Below are 19,603 nucleotides of genomic sequence, written 5' to 3' on the forward strand. Positions count from 1 at the left end.
GGATATATTATGATGGCACCACTATTGGAGCTGCTAAACAGGTATCTGGAATATCAAATGCATCTACCAGAATAAGCGATTCTTTTCTCACTTCAAGGCAAAGCTGATTGACCATTTTGCGAATAGCTTTTGTTTTGACTCCCTCCATATAATTATGTTCCAAATACCATCCCTTGTTCGCTTCTATGGTGTGAAGGGCATACAGTTGACACAATTTGCTCAAACTGTTCTTCATTGACCCGGAAGGAAGTTCATCTACCGCAATTGTAAATTGCTCCAAAATAACGCGTTCAATATAGGCAAAACCAACATTGAGCATATGATACTGAGTCTGGTTGAATGCATCAAAAGAATCCATCCCATTGTCAATATGCTTTTTAATTCGCTTGGCCGCAGAGGTTAAAATATCTGTTTCACGGTACTTGAAAGCACTAAGGTGAAAATCAGGATCCAATAAATGTTCCTCATCTGTACTTCTAATAGCAACAGGATTCTTTTCAGTAAATGACGTTTTGGCCTGATTGGCGATATAGCTTAAAGCACCAAACAAGTTGATGTCGGAAAATTCCTTCTTAAACTCGGACAATCTACTTTTAGCCACCAACTGCATCAGCACCGTATTATCTCCTTCAAATGTGGTGTAGATATCCGTGTCATTTTTCAATCGATCGATTCTATTCTCCGACAGATATCCCTTTCCACCGCACGCTTCTCGGCACTCCTGTAAGCCTGCAGTAACTTTCCATGTAGTATATGCCTTCAAGCCAGCAGCCAATGCTTCAATTTCCTGCATATCCTCATCCGTTCTATTCAAAAACCGATTGGTTAAATATTGCAGAGCAAAATGAAGTGCATAGGATTGGGCCAATAATGGCATTAATCTTCTTTGATGAGTACGGTAGTTCAATATGGAAACTTCCTTCCCATTTTCAGGGCCAAATTGTTTGCGCTCATTTCCATAACGAATGGCAATGGTTAAGCCACTCTTCAGCGCACTGAGCCCAGACCTAGGAATTCCTATTCTTCCACCAACCAGCGTGCCCAACATAGTAAAAAATCGTCTGTTGTCACTGGAAATATCACTTCGAAATTTACCATCTACGTCAATAGAAGCAAATCTATCCAACATATCATCTAATGGAATTTCAACCTGATCAAACCAAATTCGTCCGTTATCCACTCCATTTAGACCCATTTTCGGGCCACAGTCCTTAATAGTAACTCCTGGATGCAATTCACCTTTTTTATTTCGTAAAGGCACTACAAACGCATTCACTCCATAGTCTGTTCCATCAATTATCAATTTAGCAAATACAGTCGCCTTTTGCCCGTGAAGGGCCGCATTACCAATGTATTCCTTACCTGCATCATGATTAGGAGTGTGTATAGTGATAGTTTTGGAATCATGATTGTATGATGCTGTAGTTTCCAGTCCTTTCACATTAGATCCATGCCCAGTTTCTGTCATCGCGAAACAGCCCGGCAATTCCAATGACCCAATATCCTTCAAATACTTCTTATGGTGCTTTTCCGTGCCCAAAAAATAAACACTCATACCCCACAGCCCGAATTGCACACCAAACTTAATCACCATACTCAGGTCATGGTATGAAAGCGTTTCCATCACTGTGAAATATCCTTTCATATCATCTTGGCCTCCAGCATATGTAGGATAAGCCAAACTACCAAATCCCTGCTGAGCCAGATATTGACACCATTTTAAAACGAGTTGTCGGTATTCTTCCTTAGACTCTCCCTGGTAATAAGAAAACTCAGAATCGGACAAGATAATCTTTACCCTTCTGATTAAGTCAGCATTATCTCCTTCTAGCAATTGTTTGAGTTCTGCAGTCAGTGAGGCGGACTCTTCAGCTCCTTCCACATTCGCATTGCTCTCTTGATGATGAAATCTCAAATGAAATGCTGCTTCACGTGATAAAATACCAAGAGCTTCTTCCAAATCAGTCAATGGTGCTCTGGCGGCATCAAGAGACTCATCGTTTTGATTTCGAGCATTCAATCGGGCGAGCTCTATGCCAATATCCACCAAACTACGTTTCATCTCTTTTGAGAGATTACCAGAAACCTTGGTTATTTCTTCCAGCCATCTTTTAAGCCTTTCTGGAGCAGGAGGATTTTTGGGATCGAGATAAGTCATAATAAACTTCTTATCTTCTTGGGTGATCCAAACTTGTTGATCCACAAGATCTCGGATTTTCAGCACTTCACTCGGAGTGAGAACGGCATCTGCCCAAACCATATATAAAATAGGAAGGAACGAAAACAGATGGGGATTATCATGAAAATATTTTGATTCTATCATTGTCGAAATTGGATGTTGTATCTAATAAACTAATATCCTATTAATTATTGTTAAAAATACTCCTTAACCTAACCAATGTAACTGTAAAGCGTTTTCTTTGGTGTGGTGAAATTTCAATTATTTATTTGTTTGGTTCTTGGAGCCCACTGGCTGGTAGCGCAAAATCAGATCCAAGGGATGGTTGTGGATGAAAATGAAGAACCCATTGGTTTCTGTCATGTGCACAACCTGACTTTAGAATTGGGCAAAGTGAGTGACATGCAGGGAAAATTTGTAGTTCTTGCAAATCAGGGAGACTCTATAAGATTCTCGTATGTAGGATACAAACCTGCAACCATTGCGGTAAACAACTCACATGTGGTTCATTACATTAAAATCACCTTACCGAGAGATTCTGTATTACTGCCATCCATTACCATATACGCTGATAAATACTTCAAAGTACCTCTCAAACCACAAATGGATCCATTGATTATTCCAGGTGTATCTGTTGTAGATCCTCCAGAACCTGTCAAAGCTGGTGATATTGGGTTTGGCGCCTCAGGAGTAGGTGGAGTACCAGTACCAGGAGCGGTCATATATGGCCCAATCACCTACTTCAGTAGAGATGAGCGAGAAAAACGTAAAGCTGCTGATGCGTATGAAGAAACTCGTGAGACGATAAGTTATCAAAAATTCATGGCTAATGACACGGTACGGATTCATTTGTCCAGACGGTTCAATTTAGACAGTGCTCAGTATACCCAAGTAATTTATAGGCTTCATGAAAACTTCCCGGGAATTCAAAAAGCCTATATGAAAAACGAGATTTGGCATTGGCTGCTCTCTTATTTCGAGCAAAACTCCCCCATCATCAAAAGAAACATGATGATGAGATCTTCTAATGAATAGTTGTTATTCTATTGGACTCAGTAGGAATAAGTCGTTATTTTCAAACCCAAACTGATAGATACCTTCGTCTCTAGTGATTATCATGGTGTTATCCAGAGCAATCATATCATTAGCGGCAATATCTTCAAAGAATTGAATCAGAGTAGGATTGGAAGGATCTTCCAAACTAAACTGCTTCAAACCATTGTTACCCTCTGCAACGAATAAATCACCTTTAAAGAAACAAAGCCCTCTTGGATTGACCATCTGCTGTTCACTGGTCGCAAAAGGATTCGTCAAATCTGTCACATCAAGCGTTATCAGTTGATTGGCTTCAAATAGTCTTGTTCCACAGTTTTCTCCAGACCGAGTAGTTACATATGCATATTCATCATTGGCTATTACCGGATCACATGAGGTCTGATGAACATAATCAGACAGATAAACTGGAGCGCCATTGTTTTGAATGGAATAGATAAACATTCCGGTCTGGCTGCCTATAAAAAGATTGTCCTTATACCCGTAAATGGTTTCTATCCCCCAACCTACATCTACAGATGTTTGATAAAATGGGTCTTCTACATCTGATATATCAAATACATTGATAGAGGTATTATCAACTACATATAAGAAATCACCATATATAGCAAAGCGAGCTGTGGAACCTCCCGTTCCCACTATATCAGTAACAAAATCCGTATCTCCATCTTTACTCATTTCACAAGATGTTGCTATGAGCATTCCGAACATTATCCATAGTAACTTTCTCATCTCACAAAGCATTTAGGATTATCAATATCTGTCATCTCCCAGCCTATGACAATTCCTTTAGACATGTCAACACATTCAAAATACGTTTGTGTAGCTGGTGGAAACTCCGAAGAAAATGGCATAACCCCGGGTATAGTTTTCAAAATTTGAAGTGTATCTTCAGTAACCTTCATGGCTACCAAATCCGAATAACTATCTGCATACAACACTCCATTTTTAATGGCCACATCCTGATTACCTGGAATGGTTACATACTTCATATTGATAGGATTGGTCGGATCAGAATTGTCATAAATATGGATTCCTCGACCCACTTCATTAACCAATAACAGATTCTGATAGCTATAGATTTTACCTGCTTTCTCGATCGGAATGGGATCTCCGATACGGATGACTATGTCACTAGAATCACCATATACAGGCCTGTAACCCGTAACAACCCCAATATCTCGGGCATTGGAATCATAGGAATCAAGATTACAACTAGCAAGAATAACTGCTACCGCAATCAGTAAAATAAATTGTTTCATGTGGTATATAGGTAGTGATATATACTCTGACCCCTAAACGACGAAAAGGGTTGGCAACTAACGCTTATTTAATAATCCGCTTGCCTTCCACCTTGATCTATCATCTGACGTAGAAATCCATTAAAACCTTCTTCTTTCAATAAGTCTTCCATGGTCAAATGGAATCTATATTTCCAATAATGCTGAGAAATCGCTGGCACATTTATTCGTTCTACTTCTGGATCTTCCCTTCTTAACCTACCATCCATCGCCACCAAATCCTGAATTGGAAATATGGCCAACATACTTGGCGATGCTAAATGCTGACTTATAACATCTTTTGCCACCCAAGGCTCACATTGATCCGGCGCTTTGCCCCAATGACCTAGAATATGATTGAAGAAACGCTGGGTTTGTCCTTCATCCTCTTGCCACCATTCTCTCAATGTAGACATGTCATGACTTCCGGTACTGGTTACACTCAAGTATGGTGTATCTGCAGGATTCCAGAACTCACGATCATCATTAGGCATTCTTTGAATTGCTAAACTCAAAATCTGTAGCTCATTCATCACACCAGGAACACTCGCAGGTACCATCCCCAAATCCTCTCCACAGATTAACATATCCGTAGCATCCTTTAGCATTGGTAGCTTGCGCATGGCACTTTCTCTCCAAAACTCATTGTGACGTCTGTAGTAATAGTCTATATACAGCTGATCGATCTTCTCTCGGGTACCATGATCCAATTCATTAAATGAATAGGTACTGTGCAAACTCATACGAGGATTAAATGCTCTTCCATTACTCAAAGGAGCTTCCAGAAACAGCACCTCTCCTATGAGGCGATACAGATTGTTTCGTATCCAATTATTGAAATCGGCACTTTCAGGCTCCTCCTGAATTTTAGAATCAAAATATTCCTTAACCTTTCGTTGTGTATCATAGAACTCCTTCATTTGATAACAGCCTGGCGAATACTCATCCAAATAGGTACTAATAATGGATTCGGCATGATTACCAAACAAATCAAAGATCATATGCTCTCGAATGTATGGTTTACAGAATCGGTCGTAATCAAAATGAAGCCCTCTCTCAGCTAATTCATCTAAATGAAATGGAAGTGAGGGATTAAACCTCCCCATCAAGCCTTCCACTTGCTCCCATGGAATTTCCCAAATTCTAAAAAAGCCTAGAATATGGTCGATTCTAAATACATCAAAGTAGTCAGACATCTTCACCATGCGCTCACGCCACCAGCTGTAGTCGTCCTTTGACATTTCTTCCCAATTGTATGTAGGAAAGCCCCAGTTTTGTCCTGTAATAGAAAAGTCATCTGGTGGAGCTCCTGCTTGAGTAGCCATATTGAAAAGATGTGGCAACCTCCAGGCATCAACAGAATTTCTATAAATACCAATTGGGATATCTCCTTTCAACACAACTCCATTTGCTCTTGCATACGCTGTAGCATCTTTCAATTGTTGATCTAAATGAAACTGGATGTAATAATGAATCGCCACCTCATCGTAAAACTTAGATTTTGGAGCAACAAAAGCAGCCAATTCTTTATCTGTCATTTGCTCATACTTGCCCCATTGAGTAAAGTCAGGTGTTTTGTTTCGATCTCTCAAACAACAAAATGCTGCGTAATCTGGCAACCAATGTTCATTGGCAGAGAAGAAGCTTTTGAATTCCTTACTTTTCAGGAATGATGCCTTATTATCTTCAAAGCTCTGTTTGAAGAAGGACATTTTCAAAGCCATTACCTGTTCATAGTCTACTTCGGCAAGAGCATTCAATTCTTTTGCCCTAGTTTCAACTTCCTTTTGGGCTTTTATATCCTTCAGCTTACCAATGGCTCCCAGATTGGCATAAATAGGATGTAAAGCATCTACTGAAACAGCCGCATATGGATAGGAGTCTACCCAGGTGTGAGTAGCTACTGTATCATTAACAGGCAATACCTGAACGACTTTCATCCCTGTTTTTACCGCCCAGTCCACCATTAGTTTGATATCTGGAAACTCACCTACACCAGCACTAGATTCAGTACGCAATGAAAATACAGGAATTGCAACTCCGGCAGTTTTCCAATGACCAACAGGATATCTAAACTCCTCTTCGGAGTGGATGACTAATTTCTTATGATTCGAAAGATCGTAGAGAGGAAAATAACGATTTGTTCCACTCTCCCACGTGACTACTTTTTCTTCTTTGTGAGAGTAGATCACAAACTTGTATTCGAATGGAGTATCTACTTCATCTATTGGAAGATCAACAGTCCAAATTGGGAAATCCTGATCGCTCATTAAAATTACATTCTTCTCATCCCAATTTCCAAGGGAATCGATACTCCCCAAAACCCCCATTTGATAGCTTTCACTTATTCTGGGAGCTCTTAGTTGTAACCTAATATAACTTTCTTTCTTGCGATAGGAGATCTTTTGATATGACCTATTTTCTCTTTTGAAAAATGCCTTCATAAAAGGAGCTGTCAATAGATTATTCTCAAAAGCGTGTTGCGATCTCCAATTATCCTTCAAATGCGCTATCTCAAAATGTTTTGGAACTTCCAAGGATCGGGCTCCTCCAAATTCTTTGATTACATGATCCTGACCTTCAGTTTTTACGATGTAGTTATACTCACATGATTCAGAAGAAATTTCTATCTCCAACTCCCACAATTCACCAGATGTTGGCGTCATAGCCACAGCCTTATTGTTATCCCATTCTCCAAGTTCTTTACATGATCCCTCTACACATAATTGCTGTCCCCAATTCGTGCGATACCCTACTACAAACTTTAGCTTCATTCCGATATAGTTTTTTATAACTTTTTAGCGTAAAACGTACGATTAACGAAGATTATCGACATTTTTACATCAGATATGTCAAATGACATTTTAGGAGTTTCAAGACTTAAAGAAATAACAAACGTTTGAAACCAGTCTGAAACTCTATTTTCTTGAAAATCAAGCAAAAAACACACATTTAGACGCTGTTAAAATAGGAAATTCCTAAATAATTCTACTTGTAAATAGAAGATTTTAAAACGTAGGAAACCTTATCCAATGAACGGGTTATATTTGTGTGAAATCTAAAACCTATAAACATTTTTAATAATGAAATTCAGACCGGGTGTACTTACTGGAAAAGAAGCGACTGATCTTCTGAACTATGCTAATGAAAATGGATTTGCATTACCAGCTGTAAATACAATTGGTACCAACACCATCAATGGAGTATTGGAAACTGCGAGAGATTTAAACTCGCCGGTGATTATTCAATTCTCAAATGGTGGGGCTGCTTTTATTGCGGGTAAAGGAATGAGCAACGATGGACAGCAAGCAGCAATTGCGGGTGCAGTATCTGGTGCTCAGCACGTACATCAAATGGCTGAAAAATATGGTGTACCTGTAATTCTTCATACGGATCACGCTGCTAGAAAACTTCTTCCTTGGATTGACGGACTGTTGGATGCAAATGAGAAGCATTTCGAGCAAACTGGTTCCCCTCTATTCAGCTCTCACATGATTGATTTATCAGAAGAGCCATTGGAAGAGAACATCGCTACATGTAAAAAGTATTTTGAAAGAATGGCCAAAATGGGCATGACTTTGGAAATAGAACTAGGTGTAACTGGTGGTGAAGAAGATGGTGTAGATAATACCGATATCGATAACAGTAAATTATATACACAACCAGAGGAAGTATCATATGCTTATGAAGAGCTTATGAAAGTATCTCCAAACTTTACTATTGCAGCTGCATTTGGTAACGTACACGGTGTATACAAGCCAGGTAACGTGAAATTGACTCCAAAAATCCTTCAAAACTCTCAGGATTACATCCAGGAGAAGTTTGGTACTGGTAAAAATCCAGTAAACTTCGTATTCCACGGTGGATCAGGATCTACAAGAGAAGAAATCAGAGAAGCAATTTCTTACGGTGCTATAAAGATGAACATCGATACAGACATGCAATGGGCATTCTGGGATGGAATTAGAAATTTCTACCAAGCAAAAGAAGGATATCTTCAAGCACAAATTGGTAATCCTGATGGAGACGATGTTCCTAACAAAAAATTCTATGACCCACGTGTTTGGTTAAGAGAAGCTGAAAAATCTTTCGTTGAGAGATTAAAAGTTTCTTTTGAAGATCTAAACAACGTAGGTACAAACGCGTAATTTCAATCGTTTGAATTTTTAAGAAGCCATCGTGACTAAATTGTCACGATGGCTTCTTTGGTTTTAGACTATTGTCAAAGGGGTTTTCATGTGCTACTTTAGGGGAACCAACAGCATTAAAACACTCAAGAAATGAGATCACTCACTGTTAGTCTATTATTTCCATTATGCTTACTCATAGCTTGTACTACAACAAAAGAAACCACCGATAAACCCATGGCAGAATCTCAAGAAAGAATGATGTTGTATCAGATGTTTACACGTCTGTTTACCAACACCAACCTCACTAACAAACCATGGGGAACCATCGAAGAAAATGGCGTTGGTAAGTTCAACGATATTACGGCTAAATCGCTAGAAGAGCTTAAGCTGATGGGAATCACTCATGTTTGGTATACAGGAGTCATAGAACATGCCTTACTAACGGATTATACTCAATTCGGCATTCCTCTTGATGATGCTGATGTGGTAAAAGGAAGAGCAGGATCTCCCTATGCCATCAAGGATTACTATGATGTGAATCCTGACCTAGCAAAGTCTGTGCCCAATCGAATGCGTGAATTTGAAGCTTTGGTAAAGAGGACGCACGATGCCGGACTAAAAGTGATCGTTGACTTTGTGCCTAATCACGTAGCTCGAGCATACCACTCTGATGTAAAGCCTGAGGGAGTCATTGATTTTGGCGAAGATGACAATATGGAAGCTTCCTTTGACCCAAATAATAATTTCTACTACATACCAAATAGTAGTTTCGTGGTTCCAGAAGGCTACAACTCTCTTGGTGACAACACCTTCCCTACTAAGGATGGCAAGTTTGATGAATCGCCAGCAAAAGCTACTGGAAACGACGTATTCAGTGCTTCCCCATCTATCTACGATTGGTTTGAAACAGTCAAACTCAACTATGGAGTAGATTATTTAAACAACAGACAAACACATTTTGACAGTATCCCGGACACCTGGATCAAAATGAAGGACATACTGCTATTTTGGGCAGGTAAAAATGTCGATGGTTTCCGTTGTGATATGGCAGAAATGGTACCAGTAGAGTTTTGGGAATGGGTGACTAAAGAAGTGAAAGCACAATATCCAGAAATTTCTTTCACCGCTGAAATTTACAATCCACACGCTTACAGAAATTACATCCATCAAGGAGGGTTTGACTACTTGTATGACAAAGTGGAACTCTATGACACATTAAAAGGTATCATACAGGGACATATGACAACAGATGCCATCACAGGAATCTGGCAACGTCAGGACGGAATTGGCCCCAACATGCTCCGCTTCTTAGAAAATCATGACGAACAGAGAATTGCTTCTCCCGATTTTGCAGGAGAAATGAACAAAGGGATACCGATGATGGCTGTCACCTCATTCATGCACACAGGACCAGTAATGCTCTATTTTGGTCAGGAAGTAGGTGAACCTGGCAAAGGTGAATCAGGTTTTGGAGGAGATGACGGACGCACAACCATATTTGATTATTGGGGTGTCCCAGAACATGTGAAGTGGGTGAATAATGGTGCTTTTGATGGTGGATTACTAAGTGATGATCAGAAAGCACTCAGAAAACAATACGCTGAAATTATCAAGGCTTGCAACGAATATAGCGCCATCCGAGAAGGAGCATTCTATGACCTTCATTATTACAATAGGAATCAAGACTATACCGGTTATTCTGATAAAATCTATGCATTTGTTCGTCATCATGAAGATGAGGTATTATTAATTATCACCAACTTCGATACGAATCCTCAAAGTGCAAAAATCAAAATCCCGCAACCTGCATGGGAAACTTTTGGTCTCTCCTCAGACAGATTATCTGCAAATGGAAAGCCTTTTGATAGACTATCTACTATCGATTATAGCTCTGAATCTGAATTAGTTATTGATTTAGCTCCTATTTCTTATCAAATCATTAAATTAGAATAATACCCTTACCAAAAATGATTGTACGTCCCCTAACCTTAATTCTTCTCATCAGTGCTTTGGTGTGGAGCAGCTGTGAACAAAAAGCCAATTCTGAAACCATGAATGAAAGCAACGAAAAGCTTCCTGTACGATGGCCAAATGCGGTAACCTACGAAATTTTCGTTCAATCTTTTTATGACAGCAATGCAGATAGCATCGGTGATTTCAAAGGAATGACAAGTAAATTGGACTATCTGCAAGACCTTGGTGTAGAAGCTGTATGGTTAATGCCTATCAATCCATCTCCATCCTATCACAAGTATGATGTCACTGACTATTATGGTGTTCATCCAGACTATGGCACCATGGAGGAGTTTAAAGAATTCGTGTCTGAAGCCCACAAACGAGACATCAAAGTGGTTATGGATATGGTGATCAATCATTGCTCCAGCGAACATCCATGGTTCATTGAAGCACAGAATATAAATAGTCCTTACCGAGAGTATTTCGTCTGGGCGGACATGGATGAAATTGAAGCTGAAGGTAAATTGGAAAAAGCCGCTACAGGAGATAGTGACAATACCCATCAATGGAACGAGGTTGAAGATCAGGAAGAGCTTTACTATGCCTTCTTTTGGGGCGGCATGCCAGACTTAAACTATGACAATCCAGCTGTAAGAGAAGAAGTGTATAATGTCGGTAAGTTTTGGCTTCAGGATATAGGAGTAGATGGTTTTCGTCTGGATGCAGCTAAGCATATTTATCCCGATTATCGAGCTAAAGACAATCACGACTTTTGGGCGGAGTTCAAACTGAAAATGGAATCCTACAAGCCCAATGTATATCTCGTTGGTGAAGTTTGGGCTGATTTAGAAACACAGCAACCATTTGCTGTTGGGTTTTCGGGTCTCTTCAATTTCGACCTGGCCTTTACCATCATGGAAACTGTGAAAAACGAACAAGTTGTTTCTGCAAGCATTCATGAAAATGCATGGAAAGTAGACCAGGGAAGCCCTGTGGGAATGTTTTACGAAAGCGACGAGGCCTTCAAAGCAGTGAACCCAAACTTCGTGAATACCACTTTCTTAACCAATCATGATCAAAATAGAGTCATGTCATTCCTGGAAAATGATGTAGACAAAGCTCGACTTGCAGCATCTATTCTTATGACTTTGCCTGGTGCACCTTACATCTATTATGGAGAGGAAATAGGTATGCAAGGAATGAAGCCTGATGAACTAATCAGAGAACCATTTTTATGGTCTAAAAATGACCCTGGCCAAGCAACCTGGATAGAAGCAGAATATTCAACACTTGAAAAAGTGACTCCATTAGATGTGCAAATGAAAGACAGTGCATCTATGTATCATCACTACAGAAACCTCATCAGACATAGAAGAGCCTCTGACATTTTGAGTTTGGGAAGTGCAGAACCCAAAGATATGGGAGACCTATCATTGATGGGGCTCACCAGATCCTATGACGGAAAACAACTACTGATTATTCATAATTTATCAGGTGAAGCAAAATCGATTCAACCAGTAGAAGGATATAACTCTGTTGATTTTGCGACTTTCAAAGTGAACACTTCTCCAGCTAAAGGAATAGTACTTCCACCTTACCAAAGCATCATCCTAAAACCATGAGTTTGGAGGAAAACGAGGTTCGTAAAACCTATGAACGATTAGCGGATAGTTACAATGAATTAATTGATCATAAACCTCATAACGCGTATTATGATCGACCGAACACACTTAGTCTACTTCCCGAAAACCTGGAAGGAAAACAAGTCTTAGATGCAGCATGTGGACCTGGTAAATACGATGAAGAGTTGATCAAAAAAGGAGCAATCATTACAGGCTTTGACCTAAGTCCTAAAATGATCGATTTTGCAAAGGTTAGAAACCCAAAGGCTGGTTCGTTCTTTGTTCACAGCCTCACAGAACCTTTCACAATGCTCGAAAATGCAACCTTTGATCATATTGTTTGTGCTTTGGCTTTGGAATATGTAGAGGACTGGTCTTTAACGATGCAAGAATTTCACCGGGTGCTTAAGCAAAACGGAACCCTGGTGATTTCAATCACTCATCCGTTTTTTGACTTTAACTTTTTCAAAAGCAAGGATTACTTCCAGACAGAACACGTAAAATGCACTTGGACTGGATTTAGGGAGCCAATTGAAATGAACAGTATTAGAAGATCATTGACTGATTGCATCACGCCATTCGTTCAAAATGGGTTTGTAATTGATCAACTTTTGGAACCACGGCCTACGCAAGAAATGAAAGAACTGGATCCAAGACATTATGAAGAGCTCAGCAAATTCCCATCCTTTCTTTGCATCCGTGCGGTCAAGAGATAATGATAGATCCTGACTCCTCATTCTAATGGATATCGATTAGTTTTGCCGGTATCAATAGAGTGGTCTTCCCCACCTACAACTCAAAACAAATCGATAATAAAGTAGAATGAACAACATTTCAGTAATCGGATCAGGAACTATGGGTAACGGAATTGCACACGTGTTTGCGCAATTTGGTTATCAAGTAACCCTAATTGATATCAACCAGGATGCATTGGACAAAGCAATTGCTACAATTGGCAAAAACCTGGACCGACAAGTAGCTAAAGAAAAGATAAGCGAAGCTGACAAACAGGCTGCTCTGAGTAACATCAGCACAAGCACGGATGTAGCAACCGGAGTAAAAACTGCAGATTTAGTTGTGGAAGCAGCTACAGAAAACTTTGAGATCAAGAAGCAGATCTTTAAAACCATGGATGAGAATGCACCTGCTGCTGCCATTCTTGCCACCAATACTTCATCCATCTCTATTACTAAAATTGCAGCTGAAACAAGTCGCCCTACCCAGGTGATAGGTATGCACTTTATGAACCCTGTGCCCATGATGAAATTGGTTGAGGTGATCAGAGGCTATGCGACTAGTGATGAAACCACTTCTAAAGTGATGGAGGCATCGAAAAAGCTTCAGAAAATACCCGTAGAGGTAAATGATTATCCTGGATTTGTTGCCAATAGAATCTTAATGCCAATGATCAATGAAGCAATTTATACTTTATTTGAAGGCGTTGCAGGAGTTGAAGAGATCGATACAGTAATGAAACTAGGTATGGCTCACCCAATGGGACCACTGCAACTAGCTGATTTTATCGGCCTGGATGTATGTCTGAGCATTCTCAATGTGTTATATGAAGGATTTGGCAATCCTAAATATGCACCTTGTCCGTTGTTAGTGAACATGGTAACTGCTGGCTACAAAGGAGCCAAGACTGGAGAAGGTTTTTATAAGTACACACCCGGTTCTAAAGATTTGGTAGTTAGCCCAATGTTTAAGAAATAGTCCAAAAGCCTCCTTTCGGAGGCTTTTTTAGTGTTACAGGTGATTTGTGATCACTAAACTTGTTTGATCATCCAAAGAAAACTTGGTCTCAATTGTTGCGTTGGTAATTTTACACTTGTGTAGAATTACTCGTAATCCTTCATCTTCGTGTCGCAAATCATCAAAATCATTAAAGGCAAGGCTGGTTAGGGTTAGAGATATTTTATCAACAAAAACTGTCATTTTTAATTTCAAGTCATATACTTCTGTTTTTTGCAAAACATAAATTATTGCCTCCTGAAAAATCACAAAGAATTGATAGGATATTCTAAAGTTGGAGATTTTCTCTGATCCAACCCATTCAAACTCAATCTTGTTAGGATAAACATTTTTCAAGTGTTCGATTAAATCTCGATAAGCGTGGCAATCTGACTCGTAATCCAAGAGGTCAACCTGAAGTGCATCAATGATCCCTCTACTTCTATGGATCACCTGATCTAGCACTCCACCAATTTCCATTTTTATTTTGTCCTCCAAATCAGATGCATTTCCGACACTTTCAACCATAAACTTCACCCCCACAAGCCACTGTGCAATTTGGTCATGAATGGTTTTGGATATACGATCCCTCTGTACACCTTCCGATTCATAAATAGAAAACTCCCTTACCACATCTTCATGTACATCTTTCACTATTCCATAAATAAATTCACGATTACTGTAGGAACTTCGTTCTCCTGTTAGCTTCATCCACTTATACCAACCATCGCGCACCTTGAGTCTAAACAAGCCATCAATCACCTCTTTACTTGATGACAATGTTTGATCTATCAATGAAATATCATCATTATGTATAACTTTTTGAAAATCTAGTAATGAATGAACATCCGCTAATAGCTTAAAATCTCCTTGGGTTGCTTCTGCCGGATAAAACAGCAGATTGTTTTCAGATAAATCCAATTCAAAACCAATCATTGCTGAGGTTTTAATAAGCATGTTCAGCCTTCGATTATTGTATTGAAGATAATCTGAAGATTCAGCTAATTTAATCTGAGTATTTTTGTAATAATGGTTCTGAGTAGTAACCTGGGTATTAATCTCGTTTAGTTGACGGTTCACAGAACTCATCTGATTGATCATGGAGTGAGTTTTATTCATGATAGTTCTCAAACGATCAGTTAAGAATATATTCTCCCTTATAATCGACTCTCGAGATACTTTACCATAGTCTCGCTTCAATTTGATCAAAGATTGAGGATTCAATATGGCTATTAGGCAAAATATCACCAAACCAGTCTTGTTGACACACTCTTTGGTCACCTGATAATACTGATCTAATGTGATGTCTTTTACAATAAAAGGTTCACTCCAAGAAGGGTCAGTAATCTCTTCCTTTGTCAACCATATGGTTTCGAAAAAATCGAAGAAATTCTTTTCACTTATGTCCCCTACAGATTCAAGTATAGCCTTTCCAATCAGAATTACATTAGCGTCATTATCTGTAAGAATTGCATGAGAAAGTGCTGTTTTCTGGATGCTCCCAAAAGCCCGAATTATGGTTTCAGTATCTATTTCATGATCTACCATCATAAGATAAGTTCCATTATTCCAAATACCTGTTGAATTTAGGTGTTAGGCATCCTTGATCAAATAATAAGAAAGCAAAAGAAAAAAATACCACCAGATTCATTTATCAGATTGTTCATTTAGTAAATATGCACATCATATCTGATTCATAACATACGCATTTTACTCAATTTCATATCAGAATAATACCTACTTGGCTACTGATCTTGTTACCGGCATTATTCTCGAAATAATGAGATAATTAAGCATTTTACTTAGAAGTTATAGAGTGCAAGCATGATAACTTAGTGAATTGAAAATTTCAAAGTACTCTTACTCATCTCATTGAATATTTGAGAATCAATAACCTTAAATAAGAGTATTAAGGCTGATCTTTAGTAATTTCAATGAATCGAAAGAATGTGCAAACAGAGTTGACCGAAGATTGAATGAAAAAGCCGCAATCAAAAATTCGCAAGGTTATAGGAATAGGAGCTTCCGCTGGAGGATTAGATGCCATACAGCATCTCTTTGACAATATTCCTCCAAATACAGATAATGCCTTTGTCATCATTCAGCACCTCTCCCCTGATTTCAAAAGTTTGATGCCCGAATTATTGGCGAAGCATACTGAAATGCCAATTTTCACAACAGAGGACAAACAAAAAATACTTCCAAACTGCATTTACCTTAATCAAAGCACTCGAAACCTTCACATTAAAGGAGACACATTATATTTACTTGACAAAGGGCCTAAAAGTAATGTCAATCTTCCCATTGATATATTTTTCCACACGTTAGGTGAAGAATTTAAGGAAAATTCCATCGGAATCATTTTATCCGGAACAGGATCAGATGGCTCCCGTGGCATCAAATCCATCAAAGAAGCTGGAGGGTTGCTTTTTGTGCAATCACCAGATACCGCCCAGTTTGATGGAATGCCAAATGCCTCCATTGCAACAAGACTGATCGATTTTATTTTGCCAGCTTCAAAAATTGGTGAAGCCGTGAGTAAGTATTCTTCTACAGAGCTAAATTCTTTACTCTCCTCTCCAGATGCTTCAATTTCCTACGATGAAATATTCTCAAAAATCCTTATGGAAATTCAGAAATATAGTGGTCTGGACCTAAAACAGTATAAGGACAACACGCTTCATCGACGATTAGAGAAACGGCTAAATGTTAATAATGTAGACACATTAAATGAATACTTATCTATACTTGAGACTAGTGAAAATGAGAAAAAATTCCTTTATCAAGATTTTTTAATTGGGGTTACCAGTTTTTTCAGAGACAAAGAAGCTTTTGATTTCTTAAAAAGTGATGTTCTGCCTTTTCTATGCAACCCTGAAAGTCATATAAACCCTATCAGAGTGTGGATCCCTGGATGCAGTACAGGAGAAGAAGCTTATTCGATTGCGATAATTATTGATGAATATATCACCTCACATAACATTGATTTACAATTCAAAATTTTCGCAACTGACATCAATGAAGCCAATCTGCAAAGGGCGAATCAAGGTCTATTTCATATCAATTCTTCCGAAGAAATTGATGAACAATCGCTTAAGAAATATTTTATCAAAACAGGTGATCAAATACAGATAGTTAAACATATCAGAGACAAAATAGTCTTCTCATCTCACAACATTTTAAAGGACCCTCCTTTCATACGAATGGACCTAATCTGTTGTCGAAATTTGTTGATCTACTTGGAAAATGAAGCACAACGTAAAGTAATTGGCCATATCTTGTTCTCTCTAAATAAAGATGGTTTCTTATTCTTAGGTAATAGTGAATCTGTAGGGAAGTATGAAAATGATTTAGAAGTACTAAGTAGTAAATGGAAGATTTTTAAAAATATTTCAAATACTCATAACAGACCAGCAGACCTTAGTACTGAAATAAAACCAGACACCATATTCAAATACAAAGGCATCAAAGAATATCCAATAGTACCAAAGAGGGAATCAGAGATACAGTACTATAAATACATTAGTGATAAATACAGCCCTTCACTCATATTCATAGACAAAGATTTTAATATTCTATTCCTTAAAGGGAATGTAGGTGAAAAATTAAGTCCAAGAGAAGGGCTTTTTCAGCAAAACATCATTCAATTGGTAGAACCTTCCTTAGCCTCAGTTATCCGAAATGGGGTTCGCAGGGCAAAAACGGAACAAAAGCCTATACTGATTAAGGATGTTTTGATCCAGACTCGGGGATCAGAAATTGTAACTAATCTTACTTTCGAATTAACCAATCAATTTGGCGTAGATCGGGATATTTATATCATCGCGTATGGGGAAGACCGTGAAATCACCGAGGAAGCTATTGAAATTCAAAACATCAATTTGAGTGACACAGCAGCACAGAGAATTGAAGACCTGGAGTATGAGTTACGGATAAAAAATGAAGAATTACGAAATGTTATCGAGGAACTAGAAACAGCCAATGAAGAACTCCAATCTGCCAATGAAGAACTTATGGCGTCCAATGAAGAACTTCAAAGTACCAATGAAGAATTACAATCGGTAAATGAAGAACTGTTCACTGTTAATACTGAACTACAAGAGAAAAACAAGGAACTGGCAGATGTCAATGATGTAATCAACAACCTCATCAATGCTACTGATATTGCCACGCTTTTCCTTGATAAAGAATTAAAAATCAAGAAGTTCACTAATTCTTTGAAAAGAAATCTTGCACTGGAACCATCGGATATCGGTCGATCCATTTCAAGTTTTAGTTTCAACTTTAGCCATACCATTTCACAGATTATCATTGGAGAATCCGAAAGATGTTTAGAAACAAAACGTCCGTTTGAAAAGCAAATTACTGATAAAGATGAGTCCAGTTTCCTATTAAGAATTAATCCTTTTTTCAATCATTACGATACCATTGACGGGGTGGTAATTACACTGGTAGATGTAACCGAACTCATGAGCACTCGTGAAGAACTACGTCTGATGGAAGATAAATATGCTAACCTCTTTAAAAACATTAGTGTTGGAGTGATTCATGGCGAAATCATTTCGGACACCGATGGCAAACCAGCTGACCTTAAACTCATTTCCATCAATCCAGAGTTTGAAACGCAAATAGGAAAAACATCTATAGAAGTGATTGGTAATAAATTATCAACAACTCTTCGAGATCCAGAAGTTAAAACCATTATTAAAATTCTGGATAAGTCCAGTAAAAGTGGTATTCCTTACAACATGAGATACTACTCTCCATCAATCAACAAACATTACATTGTTAGATCTTTCCGACCTAAAAAAGGTGAATGTGCAGCCACTTTTGAAGACATTACCGAGCTACTGCACGGCAAAGAAATATTACGTAAAACCATTGAAAGATTAAACCTTGCGATTGATTTAACGGATACAGCTATATGGGAGTGGGATGTAAAAAGCAATAAGGTAACAGATAGCAACGATCATTGGAGAACCATTTATAACCTGAATACAGAAGATGTTACAGAAAGCTTTGATCAATACATATTTGCTGATGACCGCAAAAAAGTCTGGGATGAAATCAATGCATTAATTGATGGTAAAGTCAGTAAGTATCATCAAATATTCAGGTACGAAGACCCAAAAACGCAAAGATTAAAGTGGATAGAAAATGTTGGCCAAACATTTAAGCGAGATAACTCTGGAAATATATCCACCGTGCTGGGAGTCAGTAGAGATATTACTTCCGAACGAGAAGCATATCTTAAACTGGAAGAGGAAAAAGATTTCAGTGTAAGTATCACGGAAAATGCAACTTCAGGAATTTACATTTACGATTTGAAAGAAGGAGCAAATACGTACATGAACAACAGGTATTCTGAAATCCTTGGCTGGACTATGGATGAAATCAATAAGATGGATGCTGTTACCTTCTTCAATCTATTTCATCCCGATGATCAGGAGGCGGTAAAAAAACACATGGATATCATCATTTCTGAAAAAAAGGAAGATTCCATAAGTTATCAGTTCAAACATAAAGATGGCAACTGGGTCAAATGTTTTAGTGTGGATTCACCTTTGGAGTTTAATGAAGATGGGACTGTTAAATCGTTTATCGGATCGTTTATTGATTTGAAAAACTTAGAATAAAACATCCTGTTTAAGC

General features: G+C 38.4%; 12 protein-coding genes. 7 read left to right on the forward strand and 5 right to left on the reverse strand.

The window, feature by feature from the left end; all coding sequences use genetic code 11:
- Nucleotides 1–7: 7 nt before the first annotated feature.
- Nucleotides 8–2,323, reverse strand: coding sequence for an acyl-CoA dehydrogenase family protein (locus NXS00_RS03715; protein ID WP_258097766.1), 2,316 nt, complete (start codon nt 2,321–2,323; stop codon nt 8–10).
- A gap of 129 nt (nt 2,324–2,452) precedes the next feature.
- On the opposite strand from NXS00_RS03715, the gene NXS00_RS03720 reads away from it, so the two are divergent.
- On the forward strand, nt 2,453–3,214 hold the full coding sequence (locus tag NXS00_RS03720; RefSeq protein WP_258097767.1) for a carboxypeptidase-like regulatory domain-containing protein: 762 nt from the start codon (nt 2,453–2,455) through the stop codon (nt 3,212–3,214).
- Between the two features lie 3 nt (nt 3,215–3,217).
- Here NXS00_RS03720 and NXS00_RS03725 read toward each other — a convergent pair whose 3' ends face one another.
- The 3 genes from NXS00_RS03725 to NXS00_RS03735 form a co-directional block, all read right to left on the reverse strand.
- Complete coding sequence (locus NXS00_RS03725; protein ID WP_258097768.1) at nt 3,218–3,964, reverse strand: LVIVD repeat-containing protein; 747 nt, start codon at nt 3,962–3,964, stop codon at nt 3,218–3,220.
- The gene (locus NXS00_RS03730) at nt 3,961–4,494 is read right to left on the reverse strand and encodes a hypothetical protein (RefSeq protein WP_258097769.1); all 534 of its coding nucleotides are present in this window, start codon (nt 4,492–4,494) and stop codon (nt 3,961–3,963) included. Before NXS00_RS03730 ends, NXS00_RS03725 begins: the two co-directional genes overlap by 4 nt.
- A gap of 68 nt (nt 4,495–4,562) precedes the next feature.
- Nucleotides 4,563–7,286: a 4-alpha-glucanotransferase gene (locus NXS00_RS03735; RefSeq protein WP_258097770.1), complete on the reverse strand. Its 2,724-nt coding sequence runs from the start codon at nt 7,284–7,286 to the stop codon at nt 4,563–4,565.
- Nucleotides 7,287–7,595: 309 nt separating this feature from the next.
- On the opposite strand from NXS00_RS03735, the gene fbaA reads away from it, so the two are divergent.
- The 5 genes from fbaA to NXS00_RS03760 all read left to right on the forward strand — a co-directional run bounded on the left by fbaA (nt 7,596) and on the right by NXS00_RS03760 (nt 13,933).
- Entirely contained in the window at nt 7,596–8,660 is a 1,065-nt protein-coding gene (fbaA, locus tag NXS00_RS03740; protein ID WP_258097771.1) for a class II fructose-bisphosphate aldolase, read from the forward strand.
- Between the two features lie 132 nt (nt 8,661–8,792).
- A complete protein-coding gene (locus NXS00_RS03745; RefSeq protein ID WP_258097772.1) occupies nt 8,793–10,595 on the forward strand; it encodes an alpha-amylase family glycosyl hydrolase in 1,803 nt (600 codons plus the stop codon).
- 14 nt (nt 10,596–10,609) lie between these two features.
- Nucleotides 10,610–12,220, forward strand: a complete 1,611-nt coding sequence (locus NXS00_RS03750) for an alpha-amylase family glycosyl hydrolase (protein WP_258097773.1) — start codon at nt 10,610–10,612, stop codon at nt 12,218–12,220.
- Nucleotides 12,217–12,936: a class I SAM-dependent methyltransferase gene (locus NXS00_RS03755; RefSeq protein WP_258097774.1), complete on the forward strand. Its 720-nt coding sequence runs from the start codon at nt 12,217–12,219 to the stop codon at nt 12,934–12,936. The genes NXS00_RS03750 and NXS00_RS03755 overlap by 4 nt, the downstream gene beginning before the upstream one ends.
- A 106-nt stretch (nt 12,937–13,042) precedes the next feature.
- A complete protein-coding gene (locus tag NXS00_RS03760; protein ID WP_258097775.1) occupies nt 13,043–13,933 on the forward strand; it encodes a 3-hydroxybutyryl-CoA dehydrogenase in 891 nt (296 codons plus the stop codon).
- 33 nt (nt 13,934–13,966) lie between these two features.
- Here the strand turns inward: NXS00_RS03760 and NXS00_RS03765 are convergent, their stop codons facing one another.
- Nucleotides 13,967–15,502, reverse strand: a complete 1,536-nt coding sequence (locus NXS00_RS03765; RefSeq protein WP_258097776.1) for a sensor histidine kinase — start codon at nt 15,500–15,502, stop codon at nt 13,967–13,969.
- 425 nt (nt 15,503–15,927) lie between these two features.
- Between NXS00_RS03765 and NXS00_RS03770 the strand changes: the two genes are divergently transcribed.
- A complete protein-coding gene (locus NXS00_RS03770) occupies nt 15,928–19,587 on the forward strand; it encodes a chemotaxis protein CheB (protein ID WP_258097777.1) in 3,660 nt (1,219 codons plus the stop codon).
- Nucleotides 19,588–19,603 lie beyond the last annotated feature (16 nt).

The organism is Marinoscillum pacificum (assembly GCF_024714495.1).
In the GTDB taxonomy this organism is placed as follows: Bacteria; Bacteroidota; Bacteroidia; order Cytophagales; family Cyclobacteriaceae; genus Marinoscillum; species Marinoscillum pacificum.